At 42.7% G+C, this 18,522-nt stretch carries 13 protein-coding genes; 6 read left to right on the top strand and 7 right to left on the bottom strand.

Translation table 11 applies throughout. The features are described from left to right. Positions 1 to 96: 96 nt before the first annotated feature. Together AHMF7605_RS14835 and proS are read right to left on the bottom strand one after the other, a co-directional pair. Positions 97 to 1,155, bottom strand: coding sequence for an oxidoreductase (locus tag AHMF7605_RS14835; RefSeq protein ID WP_106930591.1), 1,059 nt, complete (start codon positions 1,153 to 1,155; stop codon positions 97 to 99). 340 nt (positions 1,156 to 1,495) lie between these two features. Continuing rightward, on the bottom strand, positions 1,496 to 2,971 hold the full coding sequence (gene proS / locus AHMF7605_RS14830) for a proline--tRNA ligase (RefSeq protein ID WP_106930589.1): 1,476 nt from the start codon (positions 2,969 to 2,971) through the stop codon (positions 1,496 to 1,498). Positions 2,972 to 3,144: 173 nt separating this feature from the next. Between proS and AHMF7605_RS14825 the strand changes: the two genes are divergently transcribed. Continuing rightward, a complete protein-coding gene (locus AHMF7605_RS14825; protein WP_106930587.1) occupies positions 3,145 to 4,425 on the top strand; it encodes a hypothetical protein in 1,281 nt (426 codons plus the stop codon). An 18-nt stretch (positions 4,426 to 4,443) separates the two neighbouring features. Next, the gene (locus tag AHMF7605_RS14820) at positions 4,444 to 5,967 is read left to right on the top strand and encodes an OmpP1/FadL family transporter (RefSeq protein WP_106930585.1); all 1,524 of its coding nucleotides are present in this window, start codon (positions 4,444 to 4,446) and stop codon (positions 5,965 to 5,967) included. Positions 5,968 to 6,068: 101 nt separating this feature from the next. On the opposite strand, the gene AHMF7605_RS14815 is transcribed toward AHMF7605_RS14820, so the two are convergent. Beyond that, positions 6,069 to 6,953 carry a hypothetical protein gene (locus AHMF7605_RS14815; protein ID WP_106930583.1) on the bottom strand — a complete coding sequence of 295 codons (885 nt, stop codon included), beginning with the start codon at positions 6,951 to 6,953 and terminating at the stop codon, positions 6,069 to 6,071. A 183-nt stretch (positions 6,954 to 7,136) separates the two neighbouring features. Between AHMF7605_RS14815 and AHMF7605_RS14810 the strand changes: the two genes are divergently transcribed. Both AHMF7605_RS14810 and AHMF7605_RS14805 read left to right on the top strand, forming a co-directional pair. Next, complete coding sequence (locus AHMF7605_RS14810; RefSeq protein WP_106930581.1) at positions 7,137 to 9,347, top strand: S9 family peptidase; 2,211 nt, start codon at positions 7,137 to 7,139, stop codon at positions 9,345 to 9,347. 209 nt (positions 9,348 to 9,556) lie between these two features. Beyond that, a complete protein-coding gene (locus AHMF7605_RS14805) occupies positions 9,557 to 11,032 on the top strand; it encodes a DUF2079 domain-containing protein (protein ID WP_106930579.1) in 1,476 nt (491 codons plus the stop codon). Positions 11,033 to 11,505: 473 nt separating this feature from the next. Here AHMF7605_RS14805 and AHMF7605_RS14800 read toward each other — a convergent pair whose 3' ends face one another. Further along, entirely contained in the window at positions 11,506 to 12,294 is a 789-nt protein-coding gene (locus AHMF7605_RS14800) for an SDR family oxidoreductase (protein WP_106930577.1), read from the bottom strand. Positions 12,295 to 12,332: 38 nt separating this feature from the next. Further along, positions 12,333 to 12,794 carry a GyrI-like domain-containing protein gene (locus AHMF7605_RS14795; protein WP_106930575.1) on the bottom strand — a complete coding sequence of 154 codons (462 nt, stop codon included), beginning with the start codon at positions 12,792 to 12,794 and terminating at the stop codon, positions 12,333 to 12,335. A gap of 254 nt (positions 12,795 to 13,048) precedes the next feature. Between AHMF7605_RS14795 and AHMF7605_RS14790 the strand changes: the two genes are divergently transcribed. After that, positions 13,049 to 13,567 carry a 3-hydroxyanthranilate 3,4-dioxygenase gene (locus AHMF7605_RS14790; RefSeq protein WP_106930573.1) on the top strand — a complete coding sequence of 173 codons (519 nt, stop codon included), beginning with the start codon at positions 13,049 to 13,051 and terminating at the stop codon, positions 13,565 to 13,567. 165 nt (positions 13,568 to 13,732) lie between these two features. After that, positions 13,733 to 14,167 (top strand): OsmC family protein, encoded by a 435-nt coding sequence (locus AHMF7605_RS14785; protein ID WP_106930571.1) that lies wholly within the window; start codon positions 13,733 to 13,735, stop codon positions 14,165 to 14,167. 110 nt (positions 14,168 to 14,277) lie between these two features. Here the strand turns inward: AHMF7605_RS14785 and AHMF7605_RS14780 are convergent, their stop codons facing one another. Together AHMF7605_RS14780 and AHMF7605_RS14775 are read right to left on the bottom strand one after the other, a co-directional pair. Continuing rightward, the gene (locus tag AHMF7605_RS14780) at positions 14,278 to 15,465 is read right to left on the bottom strand and encodes a serine hydrolase domain-containing protein (RefSeq protein WP_106930569.1); all 1,188 of its coding nucleotides are present in this window, start codon (positions 15,463 to 15,465) and stop codon (positions 14,278 to 14,280) included. A 136-nt stretch (positions 15,466 to 15,601) separates the two neighbouring features. After that, a complete protein-coding gene (locus AHMF7605_RS14775; protein ID WP_106930567.1) occupies positions 15,602 to 18,499 on the bottom strand; it encodes a M1 family aminopeptidase in 2,898 nt (965 codons plus the stop codon). Between the last annotated feature and the right edge of the window lie 23 nt (positions 18,500 to 18,522).

Here is an 18,522-nt window from a genome sequence, read left to right as displayed (position 1 = left end):
AAAATAAAAATTACTAGCGGCCAGAGGCCGGACGATGAGCAATACGAGCGAGGACGCTCGCATTAGAAATTATTTATGCTGCACCCTTTCAACTTTCTAAACTACAACCGTCCGTTTCTCAGCGCTGCTTTGCTGGGCCAATTCAATCAGGTGAATACCTAAAGCGGCTTCTTCGGGTTTTACATTTAATTCCTGGCCTTCCCGGATAGCCTGGTAAACGTTTTCGTAAAAAGTAGGGTACGAGCCGGGTAAAGTTTCAATGGTGCCGGTAAAGTGCAGCCCTTGGAGTTGCGTATTTAACTTGCCCCATTCAGTTGCGGGTTCCTGTCCCCAGGTAGGGCCCATTGGTAGCTGGCCGGCTTTTAACGCTTCTTCCTGCGGATCAAGGCCGTGTTTGAGAAATGAACCTTCGGTGCCGTGCAAAATATACCGCGGGCCGGGTTCCCGCACCAAATAACTGGATTTTACACTAGCGGTTACATCCGGGTAGTGCAACGTAATATCGTAAAAGTCATCGATTTTGCCGCCGGGGCGTTGCGTGCCAATGTGGGCCGTTACAGCTTGCGGACGACCAAATAAAACCAAAGCCTGATCAATCATGTGCGAGCCTAAATTATAAAGTAAGCCGGAGCCCGGGCCGGTTTCTTCTTTCCAGGTATTGGCTTCCACGTAGTTCCGGAAACGGTCGTAATGGGCTTCGTAATAAACCAATTTACCCAGCAGTTTCTGCTCCACCACTTGCTGCACCGTTTTAAAATCGCCGTCCCAACGCCGGTTCTGGAATACCGTTATAATCCGGTTTCTTTCTTTGGCTAATGCCGTTAATTCTTGGGCTTCCTGGGTAGTAACGGTAAAAGGCTTTTCCATTACCACGTGCTTGCCGGCGAGTAAAGCTTGCTGGCCCATTTCAAAATGCAGCGCGTTCGGCGTGTTGATTATGATTAATTCTAGCAACTCATCTTCTAAAAGCGCCGGAAAATCTTTTACTACTTCTACTTCTGGATAACGAATTTTAGATTTTTCGCTGCTACGTTCCAATACTTTGGTGAGTTTAAAGTGGGGGTTAGCTGCCAGCAAGGGAGCGTGAAAAACCATACCAGACATGCCATAAGAAGCTAAAGCCACCGTGATCGGGGCGTGTTGAGAAAGAGTCATAATTTGCTGCTGTTAATTCTCGGAAAACTCAAATATACAAGCAATGCAAAAGGAAGCAATAATTGAAATGGTTTACAACCTCCACTTTAAAAATTTAGCAGGCCAAATTAGCTTCAATTCGCTTTTAAGGTGATGTTTTTTTAATGAATGAGCGTAGCTTACTATTTTAGAGGTAGAAGCAAAAGACGGGCAAACTATTACCAATAGCCATTAACTTTACTAAACTGGTGATGAATGTGGCAATTGCAAAATGATTAAAATAAACCCAATAGTTTTAAACTACCGGGTTTATTTTTAAAGTAAAATCTTGATACTTGTGTCTTGATACCAGTGTCTAAAGTTAATATGCCCGCGCAAAATGTACGCGACGGGATGAAGGCCGGCCGGTTAAAATGCATTTACCTTCTTCTGGTTCAGCATCTAAAGCAATGCACCGGATAGTAGCTTTGGTTTCTTCTTTAATGCGTTCTTCGGTTTCCGGAGAGCCGTCCCAGTGCGCTAATACAAAGCCACCTTTGGTATCAAGCACATTTTTAAACTCTTCGTAAGTATCTGCTTTAGTAATATTATTAGCCCGGAACTGGTACGCTTTCTGGTAAATATTTTCTTGAATTTCCTGCAATAAATCCGCTACTCGCGCATCCAGGTTTTCGAGTGATAATGTAGTTTTTGTCTTAGTATCGCGCCGGGCAACTTCGGCGGTACCATTCTCTAAGTCACGGGCGCCAATAGCAATCCGCACGGGTACACCCTGTAATTCGTATTCCGCAAACTTCCAACCGGGTTTTTGCGTGTCGCGGTCATCAAACTTTACCGAAATGTTCCGGGCTTCCAAAGCTTGTTTAATTAGTTTGGCTTTTTCCGTGATTTGAGCTAATTGGGTTTCGTTGAAAAATACTGGTATAATCACTACTTGCGTAGGAGCCAGCAAAGGCGGAAGTACCAAGCCATCATCGTCGGAATGGGCCATAATCAGCGCGCCCATTAAACGGGTACTTACGCCCCAGGAGGTACCCCAAACGTATTCTAAACCACCATCTTTAGTGGCAAATTTCACATCAAAAGCTTTTGCAAAGTTTTGTCCCAGAAAATGAGACGTACCTGCCTGTAAAGCTTTGCCATCTTGCATCAAGGCTTCAATGCAATACGTTTCCAGCGCACCGGCAAAGCGTTCATTAGGGCTTTTTATGCCTTTTACTACGGGCACCGCCATGTATTTTTCGGCGAAAGTAGCGTATACTTCCAACATTTGTTCCGTTTCGGCAATAGCTTCTTCGGCGGTAGCGTGAGCGGTATGACCTTCCTGCCACAGAAACTCGGAAGTACGTAAAAATAAACGAGTGCGCATTTCCCAACGAACTACATTGGCCCATTGGTTTATTAATAACGGTAAGTCGCGGTAAGATTGAATCCAGCCTTTATACGTGTTCCAGATAACAGTCTCGGAAGTGGGCCTAACAATTAATTCTTCTTCTAACTTCGCTTCCGGATCAACGATAATGCCGCTGCCATCTTCCGCATTTTTCAGGCGGTAATGCGTAATAACGGCACATTCTTTCGCAAAGCCTTCTACGTGGCTAGCTTCCCTGCTGAAGAAAGATTTTGGAATAAACAATGGGAAATAAGCATTCGAATGACCGGTTTTTTTAAACATGTCATCGAGGATGCGCTGCATCTTTTCCCAGATAGCATATCCATACGGTTTAATCACCATGCAGCCGCGTACCGGGGAGTTCTCCGCCAAGCCAGCACGTTTTACTAACTCATTGTACCACAGGGAATAATCTTCACTTCTTTTTGGTAAGCTTTTGCTCATTTTTTTGTAATTTTCTTTATATTTGTATTGGAAAATTCGTAGTTAATTGGTACGAGATTTGACTAATAAAATAATATATCAAATCTGCTCAAAATTACGTTAAATTATAATAAAGCCAACCCTTAACAGGAGCTGCTTAAATTTATCTTTCAAAGAATTATACTTTCAAGGCCATGAAATACGCAAACAAAATATCTTTGGTGCCGTTAGTAGCCCTCCTTTTGGCAGGCTGTAGCGGTCCGACTGCCATTCAGTCATCTACTGAAACCGATGATTTGTATTATGCCTCAACGGATAAAACTGTTTTTGCCAGCAAACCAGCGGCTACTGCTCCCGAAAACAATGTTTCTACTGAAGCAAATGCGAATACGGACGAAGTAGCCAATCCGGAGTATTCCGGTACTGCCCGAAATAACAGTAGCAACAACGGCGATTCATACAGCGATTACGATTATTATTCTGAAGATTATACGTATGCTTCGCGCATCCGCCGGTTTAATGCTCCGTATCGGGGTATGTCGTATTACGATTTTGCGTATACCGATCCGTACTGGTACGGTTCCAGCTTTTACGCGTACAATCCGTTTTATGATCCATTCTCTTATTCACCAGGTTTCTACCGTCCGGGGTTCTATACAGGTTTATCTTTAAATCTAGGTTGGGGTAGTCCTTTCTATTCCCCATTCTATGGTGGCTATAGTGGATTTTATAATCCTTACGGTGGTTTCAATTCTGGTTACCGCAATGGTTTTTATAACGGCTTCTATAATGGTTACTATGCCAATAGCGGCAATTATGATCGTTATCCAAACTTCCGGTCCCGGAATTATGGTCCGCGTACAGAGCGGAGTGTAGTGCCTACCGACCGGAACAATAATGGCGGACGAATAGCTCCTAATACGGGCGGTAACCGGGTAGCAGACAATCCGGGTGGCCGGCCAGCGCGCATTGTTAATGGGGGTGGCATAGTTGCTCCTAATACCGGTAACCCTGGTAGGGTTAGCACTCCCGATGCGGTAACTCCAGGTCGCTCGGTACGTGGGGTACGTACGCCGGTAGTTAGCCCAACGGATGGAAGCAATTATACTAATTCTAATCCCGGACAACCGGCCCGAGTTACAACCAGCCCTAATAATACCGATTTAGGCTACCGTCCGTCTACTCGTCCGGTACGGCGTTACGAGGGTAATATTACGACCAACGAAGGCGCTCCTGCTCGGCCTAGCTTCCCGACAGAATCTCAACGTCAGAATCGTCCACAGCGTGTTATTGAATCGCAGCCGCGGACGTTTGAAACCACACCGCGTTACGAAGCGCCTCGTCGTTATGAGAATCCTTCCCCGCAACGCAACGACTCCTGGAGTCAGCCTAGCCGTTCTTCTTCCTTTCCTTCAAACAATGGAGGTAATAGTGGCGGAAGCAGCAGTGGTGGTGGCCGGCCCAGACGAAATTAATTTTCTTTAGGTTCACACATGAAAACATATAAATTATTGGTTACCAGCTTAGTGTTTTTAAGCTGGGTAGGAAAGGTATCGGCCCAAAACGAGGTCGATGCCCTCCGATATTCCCGCCAGGATTTTGGCGGCTCCGCCCGAATACAAGGCATGGCTGGTGCCCAAACTGCCTTAGGAGCAGATATTTCAACCTTATCAACCAACCCGGCCGGTTTGGGATTGTATCGTCGTTCTGAGGTTTCTTTTACCCCCGGAATTAGTTTATCTGGTACTGAGAGCAGCTTGAATGGCCGCAGCAGCTCCACGGATCAGCGCAATATTATTAATATCCCCAGCTTAGGTATAGTTTTTACCAAACGTAAATCGGATACCGATGAAAGTGACTGGCGTTCGGGCGCTTTTGGCATTGGTTTAACCCGTTTAAATAATTTTCAGAATCGCTTTAGTTATTCGGGTCCCGTAAATCAAACTGAATCGCTGGTGCAATCTTTAGGGGAAACGGCAATTGCCAATAATCGCACCGAAGCAAATTTAGACCAGGAGTACGATGATGGTATTTATTCTTTGGAAGGATTGGGGTATGCTACGTACTTGATTGGCGTAAATAAGATACCGACTGAACCGAACAATCCTAACTCACCTTTGCGCGAAGAAATATACGTCGAGTCGCAGGGTAATGTCATTCAGAATGAAACGGTGAGTAGCAAAGGTGCGCAAAACCAATGGGATTTTGCGTATGGGGCCAGTTACCGCGATAAGATTTACCTGGGTGCGTCAGTAGGTCTTACTACATTGCGCTATAATCAGAAGCGGATCTACCGGGAAGTAGATGCCGATCCGCAAACCGACTTTCAGGATTTAACTTTAACTGACGAGTTTACTACTACTGGATCGGGCGTAAATTTAAAAGTAGGTATTATTGCACGACCCATTGATGCGGTACGAATTGGAGTTTCTGTGCAAACTCCAACATTCTATACCTTACGCGACCAGTATACAACTTCTATGTCAACTACTTTTGGCGGAACTACACCGGGTAATTACGATGCGCAAATGACTCCCGGCGATTATGAATATAATTTAACCACACCCTTGCGGGCGAATGGTGGAGTAGCCTTTTTTGCCGGCAAACACGGCTTTTTATCAGCTGATGTAGAGTACGTCAATTATGGCGGCGCTCGCTTTGATAGTAACGATGGCGGCGATTCTTTTTCGGGTAAGAATGATATTATAAAAAATACGTATCAATCCGCGCTTAACTTCCGGGTTGGGGGAGAGTATCGGTATAATATTTTCCGGTTGCGTGCCGGGTACGCTTTGTACGGCGATCCCTACAAAAGTAGCGATTACGACCGCGATAAACGTTATATTACGGCCGGAGTTGGAATTAAACAGGATAATCACTTTTTTGATATAGCTGTCGTAAACGCGCAATACAATAGTGTGTATTCGCCTTATTCGTTGGTAGATAATCTGCAGCCAGTAGTTACTACTAAAAATACCACGAATAGTGTTTTGTTTACTTTAGGATTTAATTTTTAAGATCAACTCTTTTTATCAAAAGCGCGGTTTCCGGTTATCGGAGTCGCGCTTTTTTATTAGTAGCTACTCCTGAAAAAATTAATATTGACCAGTCCAGTAGTTTATTTCTCCACTTTTACATCAAATATTAAGGAGTCAAGCGTTCTGGTAACCGTTTTGATGCGGAGTAATCCTATTTTATTACTCAAAGTTTTATAAGCCAGTACTTGGTCGACCTGTAAGTTTTCGATGGTGGAATAAGGTTTATCAATAACCGAATACGACGAAGTTAAGCCACTAACACTAGTAATGCCATCAAATTGAGGGCTAGTTAAATTAGTTAAACGCAGCGAGTCATTTTTAGTGGTATTTAAACTTAAACTAGGTTTGGAGGTGCCATTATTATTAAAAAACAAATCAATATGGGAATTTGGTTGTTTTAACGCGTAAGCCGGATAAGAAGTACCAGAAGCAAAAGCAAAACCAACGAAACCAATAGAATCTAAAGAAGTGCGGGGGTTCTTAATTCGACTTAATAGTACATTCGCATAAGTATAGATACCAGATTTATTTGTGTTGGAGGACGTGGTTTTTAAACGAATTGTTTTTTTGTATTCTTTTCCCTGGCTATCGGTAACAATAAATTCCCAAATTTCTTTGTTTACCTGGTTACGCGGTACATAAGACACTAACATGGCAAAAGACTTTGTTTCAGGTGCCAGGGTTGAATCCAGATAAATTACAGAAGGCCTTATTCCGGTGCTATCGTGGTTAAATTTTACTTTAAAATTGCTTAGATTTTGATCGGCCGCGGGCACTTGCGCATATACCCCTGTAATTACGGGAGTACCTCCAGCTAAGGTCCGGTTTTCCGTTACGTAATTTTGCCCCGTACTGGAAACCAATTGTAAAACAGAGGGTGAGTCCGGATCGTTATTGCATGCAGTAGCTAAAAAAATTAAGAGAGATAGAATAAGTGGAGTAAACGCCGAATTAAGTGTTTTCATGTAAGTACCAGGAGAAATGTATTCTTTGATAGAACAAATCAAAATTACGGATTCTGTATTGGATGTCGATACTTACTTATCTATTATTTATAATGGCTATTGTTTTGTAATTCCTATTAGCTGTTGAGTTCGCATTTTCTCAGTCAAAATAAATACCTTTGAGTTAAGAATTTTAGATTCATTATGCGAAATAAATTTAGTAAAAGCCTACTTCTTACCTTTTTTGCCAGTTGGTACTTCTTCACGGCCCTGGCCCAACAAAAACAAAAAATTACGTTAGAGGATATCTGGCAGAAAAATACCTTTGCTGCCAAAACCGTAAGCGGCGTAGATTGGGCCAAAGATGGTCGTTACTATACCTCCATGGTAGCTAATGATCAAACCAATGCTACCGATATTATACGTTATAACCTTACCACCGGCCAGCCAATAGCCACCGTAGTAGCCGGTCAGGATTTAAAGGTGGCGGGTAGTGCCAAACCCATCGATTTTGAAGAATACACTTTTAGTGCGGATGAGCAGAAAATATTGTTTGCCACCGAAACCGAACCTATTTACCGGCATTCCTCGCGTTCGCAGTATTACGTGTACGACGTGAAAACGAAAACCCTCCGGCCTTTAAGCACTAAAGGAAAACAATTGTTTGCTACTTTTTCGCCGGACGGCAGCCGGGTAGCTTTTGTGCGCGATAATAACTTGTTTTACGTGGATTTAGCCAGCAACCAGGAAAAGCAAATTACCACTAGCGGCGAGCGCAATAAAATTATAAATGGCGGTACCGATTGGGTGTACGAAGAAGAATTTAGTTTTGCGAAAGCCTTTTTCTGGTCGCCGGACGGAGCTAAAATTGCTTTTTATACTTTCGACGAAAGCCAGGTAAAACAATACACTTTGCAAATGTGGGGACCCTTGTACCCGCAGGACTATACCTTTAAATATCCCAAAGCCGGCGAAGCTAACTCCGTGGTAACTATTTCGGTGGTGGATTTAAATACCGGCAAAACTACCCGCCAGGATATTGGTACGGAAACCGATATTTACATTCCCCGCATTGGCTGGACCGAAACCAAAGATTTGCTTTGGATTCAGCGCATGAACCGCCTGCAAAATACCCTGGAAATACTCCACGCCAACGTAAACACCGGCAAAACTTCTGTAGCGCTACGCCTGACGGATAAAGCTTACATTGAAATAACCGACGATTTAAAATATTTAAAAAATGGCAAGCAATTTATTATCTCCAGCGACAAGGATGGTTACAACCACTTGTATTTGTATGATTTGCAAGGCAAACAACAACAGCAATTAACCAAAGGTAATTGGGATGTAACCGATGTGGTAGGAATCGATGAGAAGCAAGGCCTAGTCTATTATTTAGCGGCCGAAGTATCGCCGATGGAAAAGCAGTTATACAGCGTAAACCTGAAAGGAGGCAATAAAAAAAGGTTAACCGAAACGAAAGGTACGCACCGGATAAGCATGAGTCCGGATTTTACGTATTATCTTGATTACCACAGTACGGCTAATACCCCGCCGGTAGTAAGTTTACACACTGCTCCCAGTGGTAAACTGGTAAAAAACCTCGAAGAAAACACGCAATTGGTTAATGTTTTAAAACAGTTTGATCTATCGCCCTTACAGTTTATATCGTTTAACACCAGCGAAAACGTGAAACTGAATGGATATACCATAAAACCCAACAACTTCGATCCAACTAAAAAATATCCGTTATTGCTATTTGTGTACGGCGGGCCGGGTAGTCAGCAGGTGCTGGATTCCTGGAACAGCGGTAATTATTTCTGGTTTCAAATGCTGGCGCAGCAAGGGTATATGGTGGCTTGCGTCGATAACCGGGGTACCGGTGGTCGAGGAGCCGCTTTCCGGAAAATAACTTATGCCAATCTAGGCCATTACGAAACCATTGACCAAATAGAAAGTGCCAAGTATTTTGGGAGTTTGCCGTACGTCGATAAAAGCCGAATTGGTATCTGGGGCTGGAGCTACGGCGGGTACATGTCGTCGCTGGCTTTAACCAAAGGCGCCGATTATTTTAAAGCCGGTATTGCCGTAGCTCCCGTTACCAACTGGCGTTACTACGATAATATTTATACCGAGCGTTACCTCAAACGACCCCAGGAAAACGCCGCCGGGTACGACGAGAACTCACCGGTAACCCACGCCACCAAATTAAAAGGCAAGTACCTGCTCATCCACGGCACCGGCGACGACAACGTGCATTTTCAAAATGCCGTAGCCATGGAAGATGCTTTGATTAAAGCCAATAAACAGTTCGATTCGTTTTATTATCCCAACCGCAACCACGGCATTTCCGGCGGCAATACGCGCCTGCATTTATACACTCTGATGACTGATTTTCTATTGAAGAACTTGTAAGAGAAAACAGGAGTTTTTTTAAATTTCAATTCTGTACTAGCATAGAAGCCATTTTGGGAACAATTTTTAATCTTGTTCCCGGAATGGCTTTTTTGTTATGCTGCATGAACAATGGTTTGGATAGTGGTTATTTTAGAAGTTAAAGTCTAATTTCAAATCTTATCTTTACTCAATTTTAATTTCATCTATTCCTAGCCTAGTTGTAAATAATGATTGCTCCGGCATTTAAAAGCCACAAAATTTTAATAATTCTCCTTATTGTATTCGGGATAATATACGGGCTTATTTCGTTGGTAAATCATTATAATTTCCGGACTTATGCGCTCGATTTGGGTTTGGTAAATCAGGCTGTTTATGATTACGCCCACTTTCGGGTAAATTACTCCACGTTGTTGCTAGATGCGGCTCCCATGAATTTTCTGGGATCTCACTTTGCTTTATTACCCATTCTGTTTTCTCCTTTATACTGGTTTTTGGGTTCTTACACCTTATTAATCGTGCAAATTGCTGCGGTTTTGTTCGGTGGTGTGGGGGTATACGTTTTTTGCCGGCATCGTTCTTCCCACCCTACTATTCCGTTATTCATAACTGCCCAATTTTACTCAATGTGGGGCATTTACTCGGCCCTAGCTTTTGATTACCACGATAATGTAGTAGGAGCCATGTTTCTGCCCTGGTTTTTACATTACTTTAACCAGAAAAAATATTTGGTGGCTACGGTGTTCTATGGATTACTGGTTATTAGTAAAGAAAATATGGCGTTATGGGGGATTTTTATAGCGGTAGCCTGCCTGGGTAAATACTTCTCTGATAAATCTGCTCGAAAGGTTGCTATAACTTTGGCCATTATTACCACCTTCTATTTTATCGTAGTTACTTCGGTAATTATGCCGGAATTAAATACTACCCATCATCAGTTTGCTCAGTTAATCCGGTACCAACATTTAGGTAACTCTATTGGCTCTATTGTTCAATACATTTTGCAACATCCGCAAGTAATATTCTCGCACATATTCTTAAATACCACGGGCAATCCGGAATTCAATAATATTAAAGTTGAATTATACGGTATGATTTTACTTTCCGGAGGAATATCCCTGCTTTTCCGGCCTTGGTATTTGTTTTTATTGTTGCCGGTTTTCGCCCAGAAATTATTAACGCATGATTTTACTTTATGGGGCATTAATTATCAGTATTCCATTGAGTTTGCCCCGGTACTAGCCTTAGCTACTTTCGAAGCTTCTACCCGGTTTAAGCCCGTTATTCAAAAGAGATTCTTGTTGCTGTTTTTGTTGTTAACCTTAGCAGCTACCAGCGTTACTTTGGTAAAACGAAAATCAAAATGGTTTATAAAACCGCTGGTGCAGTTTCAACGGCCCATGCATTATCGCTCCCTTTTCAACCGCAAAAAGCTACATTCTATTTTACGACTAATTCCGGACGGGGTACCGCTAAGTGCCTCTTCTTGCCTTACGCCCCGATTAGTAGAAAGAGAGAAACTTTATCATTTCCCCATAATCCGCGATGCCGAATATATTGCTCTGGTTAAAACTACCAAAGAAGGAACGTATCCTCTTTCGCCCGAAGCTTATAGTGATAAAATAACCCAACTTCGGCAAAATCCTGATTTTAAAATCATCTACGAAGACGAGCAGGCGATTCTGTTTAAGAAAAAACACCCGTAAACCTTTCTGATAATAAGCTTGATTGGTTACTATTAACTTTGATTATTGGCTATTATATTAGTTACTGTTTTAATCAGCTAATCCTTATCCTCCCCCTACCCCCTTCAAAGGGGGACTTTCCTGTTTAGTCGGGTCAAAAGGCATGTTCCTAGTTCGCTAAAATGAAAATTCGGAAGTTTTGAAATTTCCTGAAGTAGGAAGAATAAACATCAAACATTGGCTAAGAATAAATGACACCAATTTAGTTAGTGAGGGCCTTCTAAGGTTCCGGTGCGCGAGCACTCCGAGGAACGAGGAAAGGAAGCTTAGACCCGCCCGGAAGAGCCAAACGGTGCTCGCCGGCCGGAGGCAAACGGGTTACGGTTCAAATTAGATAGCACCAAAATCTGGAGACTTGAAAAGGCTCCAAGTAGTAGCGGAACATAAAGTAAGTTTAATATTGATGCCTGAATTTCACTTAGATAAGTTAATTGTTACAGATTTCCGGTTCTGCCGCCATCAACCGGAATATTAATTCCATTAATGTAAGCCGCAGCCGGACTAGCTAAGAAAGCCGCCGCTGCTGCAACTTCCGCAGAACTGCCAAATCGTTTAGCCGGAATACTGGCCAGCATTTCCGATTCAATTTGTTCAATACTTTGCCCGGTTTTCTGCGACTTGGCTTGGATAAGCGAAGTATGTCGGCTGGTAACAGTAGCTCCGGGTAAAACATTATTGACGGTAATTCCAAATTGTGCTAACTCCAGCGAAAGGGTTTTCGCCCAGTTCGCTACCGCTCCCCTAATAGTATTAGAAACTCCTAAACCCGGCAAGGGTTGTTTAACGGAAGTAGAAATAATATTTATAATTCGGCCGTATTGGGCTTGTTTCATGAGCGGCGCTACCGCCTTGACCAGGATATGATTACAAATTAAATGGTTGGAAAAAGCTTGTTTAAATTCATCTAAAGCGGCATCAATAGTCGGTCCGCCGCTGGGACCACCGGTGTTATTAATTAAAATATGTACGGCGGGTTTAGTGGCTACATACGCCTGAATCTTCGTGGCTAAATCATCTGGGTTCGAAAAATCAGCGCAAACATAATCGTGCTGCTGACCAGCAGTTTGGTCGAGTTCCTGCAGAACTTCTTGTAATTTCGTTTCATTGCGGGCTATTAAAGTAACGGAAGCTCCCATTTGCACCAGTTCTAAAGCAATAGCTTTTCCAATGCCTTGCGTGCTACCGCACACAATCGCTTGTTTTTGACTTAAATTTAAATCCATGGCCAGGTATACGTAGTATTTTTTAAATTTGCTAGCTGTTAATTAACGGAAAGGTAAGTTTTTACAGTGGCTGATTCCGGGGTTTGGGATTGAGAGTCATAGACGTCGAAATCAGCGGAATATTTACGATTTTGCGCGTTTTGCCAGATGTAATTCCAGGTTTGTCCCACGCACTCGGGTAATTTTCCCTGCGACGTATAAACCTGGTAAGTAGCCGCCGGAATTGTAATGCCCGTAAATCCGGGAGGAATAGCCTCCAGAGAACTTACCCGGCAACCTAAAATTGTAGTGTAAGGTCCTTGATAATCGCTTTCATAATCCGTGTAAACGCAATAAATAACATTGCTTTCTTTGTTTGGAATTTGGCTAATAAGATTCTGGCTGAGGAACCTGCCCCATAGTTCACCGATATCTGCTTGGGCCTGGCCGTTTTGGTTCGTAGTTCTAACGGAAATGCCAATAATATAAAAAGGATGGATTGGAACTGTTTCGAATACCATAAAGGAAGGAGTTAAAGTAAATGGTTTTTAATGCTACTAAATATTTGCTTAAATAAGCGAATATCAACCTAATAATACTGGACGCAATAAATTAAATAATTTAACATATTACTCTATCCGGCAATATTAAATTGCCGTTAATCCAAATAGCTTGTTTAATTGTTATTGTTTAAAATCGGCTAGTATCTTAGTAGTTTACTAGTAACAATTTTTTCGTAAACTATCCATAGCTTAAACAACAATCAGCAAAAACTATGATCAGACCACTAAATTTTCATACCTGGATTGAAGAACACCGGCATTTGTTAAAACCGCCGGTTGGTAATGCCCAGGTATTTAAAGATAACAAAGACTTTATTGTAATGGTGGTAGGTGGCCCCAACGCCCGGAAAGACTACCACTACAACGAGGGTGAAGAATTTTTTTACCAACTGGAGGGTGATATTGTGCTTAAAGTAATTGAAGACGGCAAATCCGTAGATATTCCCATCCGGGAAGGTGAAATATTTTTACTGCCCGGTGGTACCCCACACTCACCGCGTCGCCCGGCTAATACCGTGGGCCTGGTAATGGAACGGTATCGCCGCGAAGGCGAGCAGGATGGGTTTCTGTGGTTTTGCGAAAATTGTGGCAATAAACTCTACGAAGAATACTTAGTAGTTACCGATATTGTGCAACAGTTACCCGTTGTCATGAATAATTTTTTCGCCAATGAGGAACACCGGACTTGTAAAAACTGCGGCACCGTAATGGAACCGCCGGTAAAAAAGTAGCAGGTATTAGGTAGTAAGTAACAGGTATCAAGTATTAAGTAATAATATAAAAGCTGTTTTATCTATCTTGTAAATTAATAACCGTAAATCACAACCGTAAATTAAAAATCCTACTACTTGATACCTGGTACTTAATACCTTTGTCTTAATACTAATTTCTAAAAAATGAAAGTTGAATTAAAGCGCGTGGATAACGCCTTCCATTTTGAAGCCGTAGGTGCGGCAGGTGTACCCGTAAACATAGATGCTAACCCTGATGTGGGCGGGCATAATGCCGGCGCCCGTCCCATGGAAATGCTGCTGATGGGTTTGGGCGGTTGCAGTGCCATTGATATTATATTGATTTTAAAGAAGCAAAAGCAGGAAATAACCGATTTCCGGATTCACATCGACGGCGACCGGGAACCGAATGCCACCCCATCGGTTTTCACCAACATCCGCATTCATTATGCTTTATCGGGTAATCTGGACGAACAAAAAGTAAAGCGGGCCATTGATTTATCCACGGATAAATATTGTTCCGTATCGGCTATTTTAAATAAAACAGCTGCTATTTCTTATACTTTTTCCATTAATGCTGTTTCGGTAGAAGTTGCTTAATTCTTGTTTCTTTCCGGATGGCTCTAATGGCATCCGGAAAGAAACTTTGAGTTTATCATGTTTGAATACCTGTTTGATAAGGAATTTACTAATTATTTAAAAAATGCTGCTTATAGCAAGGCAAAATGATCGAGAAAAGCTTTGGCGAAATTGGAGGCCGTAAGGTCATTATTTAAGTTCTTGCGCAGCGGATTAAATACGCCAATTATGGGGAGCGGGTGGATGATGTGGTAAAAAGGCCGGCTCAAATCCTGAGAGTTGGCCAGCGCAATAAAAGTTAAATCTTTCGCCGGAATTTTTACCAATAAAGCCGAGTAACCGGTCCACCAACCGGTATGCCATAATAATTTCAGGCCTTTATAATACGTTACGTACCAACCCAAACCGTACTGAATGGTTTTGCCTTTAGGCGTTACAAAAGGAGTAAAAATTTGCTGCCAGGTAGCCGAATTTAGAAATTTTTGTTCGTCTATAGCCGTGGAGTAAGTGGCTAAATCCGAAACAGTACTCATTAAACCGGCGGCTGGGCCAAAACCATACGTAAACTGAACCGGAACGAAGCGTTTTTTCTGCCAATCATAGGGCTTGGCCACCTTCCTGATGAATACGTTTCTATTGTATCCGGTCAAGTTAAAATTAGCACTGTCATCCGTACTCGGTACCGTGTTTTTTAGGTTTAGAGGTAAGATGATATTCTGCATTAATAATCTACCGAATGGCTCTCCCGACCCATTTTCAATCACTTTACCCAGTTCATGGTACCAGTTACCATTATACCGAAAAATATAGCCGGGTTTAAATCCATTCCAAGTGTTTCCCATAGCGGTATGGGTGAGCAAATGCTTTACCTTAATTCTTTCATCGCTTCCCCAGCGGCCACCCAGATTAATACCGTATTTAGCAATCGGGTCATCTAAACTAACTTTTCCGGCTTCTACTAACTGCATTAAAATAACAGAACCAAAGGTTTTGGTGAGCGAAGCAATTTGGTATACCGTATTTTCGTCGGGAATAATTTTTTGCTCCACATCTGCATAGCCCAAACCTTTTCTCCAAACTAGCTTTTTATTATGCACGATCCCTAGCGACATACCCGGAATGTGGTATTGTTGGTGCAGGGCTCCTAACTTATTTTCGAAAGCTTGGATATTGGCGGTTTGCCCAACGCTATTCTCGCTGGCAGTAGGTTTAATGGGATAGGATTGCGCCTTAGTAGCGGGGCAGGAAAGTACAAGTAAACTTATAAAAAGTATAGCCCCCAATAAAGCCAACCAATTGGTTTTTAAGGAATAAATCATGTAAAAGGTAAATTTTAGTATTTACGTTTTTAGCTTAAGCCGCTTCAATATAAACACTTACAGGTACTTTCATAATTAAAAAACTATCCTGTAACTAAAACATTTTTTAAAATGCAATGAGGTAAAGATAAATAGTTCAATCAAAATCTTCCTGCGTCACATTTACATAAAACCGGTTTTGGTCTACTTCAAAATCTTCCGGCGAAACGTTGGGTAAACGCAGGGTTTGCCAGGCCGTGGTAGGATAAATGAAGCTATATTTACCCGGAAGTTTGGTAACTTTTATGGGCATTTTAAAATCAGCAACATCGGTATTCCATTTGTAGTGCAGCACCAAGGTTTGGCCTTGCTGACCAAATTTTATTTGTAAAGTAGGAATGGCTGGGTGTTTCAAATATTGGTTGAAAAAGTAACTGTAATCCCTCTGGGTTTGCTGGTTAATGTACCGGATAATATCCGCGGAAGTAACGGTTTGATATTTAAACTCCTGCTGGATACCCCTCAGAATACTAAACCAAAGATTGTCGTTAGCCAGTACGTTTCGGAAGGTTCGCAACATTAAAGCACCTTTGCTGTACATATCTTCGGTGTTGTAAAAAATGTGATTTACGTCGTACTCGCCAATAATTGGTTCTTTGTTTACGGCTCGCTCCTGCAAACTTTGAGCATAACCCAATTCCGTATCTTCTCCAAATTGTGTCTTAAAGAATAAGCCTTCGGTGTAAGTAGCAAAGGCTTCGTGCAGCCACATATCGGCCAAATCTTTACAACTTACGTTGTTACCCCACCACTCATGCGAAACCTCGTGCCAGACTAATTTCATGGTATTCACTGAATCCAGTTCACCATCGGGCAATTTGCCGAAGGTAACCGCGCTTTGGTGTTCCATGGGGTGCAGCGATTCCAGTAAAGTAAAGCCATCGCGGGGGAAGGGGTATTTGCCGTAATGTTTTTCCAGCGTTGCCAGCATGGGTTTAACCTGGTTAAATAACCAGCGCGCTTTATCCAGGTGTTCGGGTTTAGCGTAGTAATCCAGCGTTAAAGTATCATTGGTAACGTAAGTATCTTGCAGGTGCTTGTATTGACCAATGTTTAGAGTAACGTTGTAATTGTTAATGGGGTAACTCACGTACCAGTCGTAACGGGTTTGGTTATTGGCCAGCGGTACTTTCCGGAGCAAGCGGCCGTTCGAGATTTCGGTTAAGTTACTGGGCACGGTTACGCTGAGGCGCATGCTGTCGGGTTCGTCGGAGAGGTGGTCTTTGTTGGGCCACCACAAACTGGCCCCGGAGCCCTGGCAGACTACCTGTACCCACGGGTTGCCGTTGCGGTCTTGCTCCCACAAAAAGCCACCGTGCATAGAAATATTAAAATTGGGTACTTGCGGGGCGCCGGAATAAGTAATTTCTATTTCGTGCTGCGAATTAGAAGGTAACGTTTCCGGCAACTGAATAAAGACGGCGTCAAATTCCCGGGTATAGCTCAACTCTTGTCCGCGGTATTTTACGGAGTGGATAGTCATATTGGCGTATAAATCTACTTGCATTTTATTCAAGGGATCGGTTACCCGGAACCGGATTTTGTTGCTCCCGCTGATGGATTTATTCGGAATATTTACGGCTACATCCAGGTGGTAAAAAGTAACATCGTAGCTGCGCTGAGGAGTGAGTTTGCCCCGCAAGGTATCGGCCCGGGTAAAACCGGTGGCGCGGTTCGAAACTTTGATGGGCGCATTATTTACCGGTTTTTCAAGGGATTTTACTTCCGGCATCTTCATAAAAACAGAATCAGCGGCTGGTTCTACAATATTGTAATTTTCCCAAAAATTGGGGTCGTTGTCGTTATTAATTAATCCACTTATAGACGCTTCCGATTGATAAATGTCGCCTTCCGTAAAAGGGGGAATGTTTTTAGCTCCAATATTAGTGATTGTAATATCTGTATTGGCTGTCCAGAGTTTGTTTTCGATGCCGCGTGATTTACTGTTTACCCGCATTTCGTAATGGCGGTGCTTATCTTTCAGGTACCACTTGTTGTTGTAATTGCTGTAAGTAGTGGTTTCTTTTAAATAAGTTAATTTGTGGCTGAGTTTGGCTACTTTATAACTCAACTGTTTTAACAAAAAATTACGATTATTATCAAAATCAATTCCTCGCTGCGTCATAATCCACTCGGCCTTGGTAAACGCCAGGGTGTTCACATCTATGTAAAGGTTGCCTGCCACGTGGGCTTTGCGGGCATTTTTGCGCGGAATTAGCTGAATAACATACACCTGCCGGTCGCCTTCCGGTACAATTCCGCGGAGTTTATATTCATATGCCTTCATATGATGTTTCCCCACAAAAGAAAATTCGCCTCCTCCCAGTTGGTATTTCACAAAATCATCGCGTAGTAAACGATGCGCACCGTTGGGCATATCTAAATAGCCGTGCAGCCTTAAACGGGAATGGTCGTAAGGTTTTTTGCGCCCTTTAATAATTTTTACTTGTTCTTGTTCCGTTAATGTGTGGTAAGGCGGTTTCCGCACCTCCAACACCGACTCGCTGTACGAAATCGGGTAATCTTCGAGTTTTACGTCTTCGCGGTAAAAAGCCGTGAGTTGCACCGAAGTGGTATCGTAATTTACCGGGATAGCGGCAATTGCTTCGTGCAGAATGTCCAGGGCAGTTTTTCGTTTTCCGTTAATGACTACTTCGGTTAAGGTTATACTAGCCGGTTTTAATTGTATGAGTAAAGGCTGATTTTTGATGTTGAGGATTGCCTGCCGGAAAACCGAATAGCCCACGTAAGTGACGCGCAGGGTATCTTGTTGCTGCGAAGCAGGAATTTTAATCGTAAACTTACCTTCCTGATTTGAACTAGTGCCGATACCACTCTGGCCAATCCCGACGCTGGCAAACGGAATCGGCGCGTTGGTTTCGCCGTTTACAATGCTGCCCGAAAGCGTAAGGGTTGTTTCCTGCGCGTAGGTGGAGAAGGTTTGGTGAAGAAAGAAAATAAGAATTAGAACAGAAGGGTAGTAAATCTTTTTCATGATGCGGTGAACTGCTTTGAAAG

The sequence above is a fragment of the Adhaeribacter arboris genome, from assembly GCF_003023845.1.
Classification (GTDB): Bacteria; Bacteroidota; Bacteroidia; order Cytophagales; family Hymenobacteraceae; genus Adhaeribacter; species Adhaeribacter arboris.
The sequence above is the reverse complement of the archived record's forward strand: the minus strand, read 5'-3'. Positions and strand labels throughout refer to the sequence as shown.

What these genes read in the sequence shown, in the direction of transcription:
- AHMF7605_RS14835 (WP_106930591.1), bottom strand. Translation starts at nt 1,155, where the DNA reads ATGACTCTTTCTCAACACGCCCCGATCACGGTGGCTTTAGCTTCTTAT.
- proS (WP_106930589.1), bottom strand. Translation starts at nt 2,971, where the DNA reads ATGAGCAAAAGCTTACCAAAAAGAAGTGAAGATTATTCCCTGTGGTAC.
- AHMF7605_RS14825 (WP_106930587.1), top strand. Translation starts at nt 3,145, where the DNA reads ATGAAATACGCAAACAAAATATCTTTGGTGCCGTTAGTAGCCCTCCTT.
- AHMF7605_RS14820 (WP_106930585.1), top strand. Translation starts at nt 4,444, where the DNA reads ATGAAAACATATAAATTATTGGTTACCAGCTTAGTGTTTTTAAGCTGG.
- AHMF7605_RS14815 (WP_106930583.1), bottom strand. Translation starts at nt 6,953, where the DNA reads ATGAAAACACTTAATTCGGCGTTTACTCCACTTATTCTATCTCTCTTA.
- AHMF7605_RS14810 (WP_106930581.1), top strand. Translation starts at nt 7,137, where the DNA reads ATGCGAAATAAATTTAGTAAAAGCCTACTTCTTACCTTTTTTGCCAGT.
- AHMF7605_RS14805 (WP_106930579.1), top strand. Translation starts at nt 9,557, where the DNA reads ATGATTGCTCCGGCATTTAAAAGCCACAAAATTTTAATAATTCTCCTT.
- AHMF7605_RS14800 (WP_106930577.1), bottom strand. Translation starts at nt 12,294, where the DNA reads ATGGATTTAAATTTAAGTCAAAAACAAGCGATTGTGTGCGGTAGCACG.
- AHMF7605_RS14795 (WP_106930575.1), bottom strand. Translation starts at nt 12,794, where the DNA reads ATGGTATTCGAAACAGTTCCAATCCATCCTTTTTATATTATTGGCATT.
- AHMF7605_RS14790 (WP_106930573.1), top strand. Translation starts at nt 13,049, where the DNA reads ATGATCAGACCACTAAATTTTCATACCTGGATTGAAGAACACCGGCAT.
- AHMF7605_RS14785 (WP_106930571.1), top strand. Translation starts at nt 13,733, where the DNA reads ATGAAAGTTGAATTAAAGCGCGTGGATAACGCCTTCCATTTTGAAGCC.
- AHMF7605_RS14780 (WP_106930569.1), bottom strand. Translation starts at nt 15,465, where the DNA reads ATGATTTATTCCTTAAAAACCAATTGGTTGGCTTTATTGGGGGCTATA.
- AHMF7605_RS14775 (WP_106930567.1), bottom strand. Translation starts at nt 18,499, where the DNA reads ATGAAAAAGATTTACTACCCTTCTGTTCTAATTCTTATTTTCTTTCTT.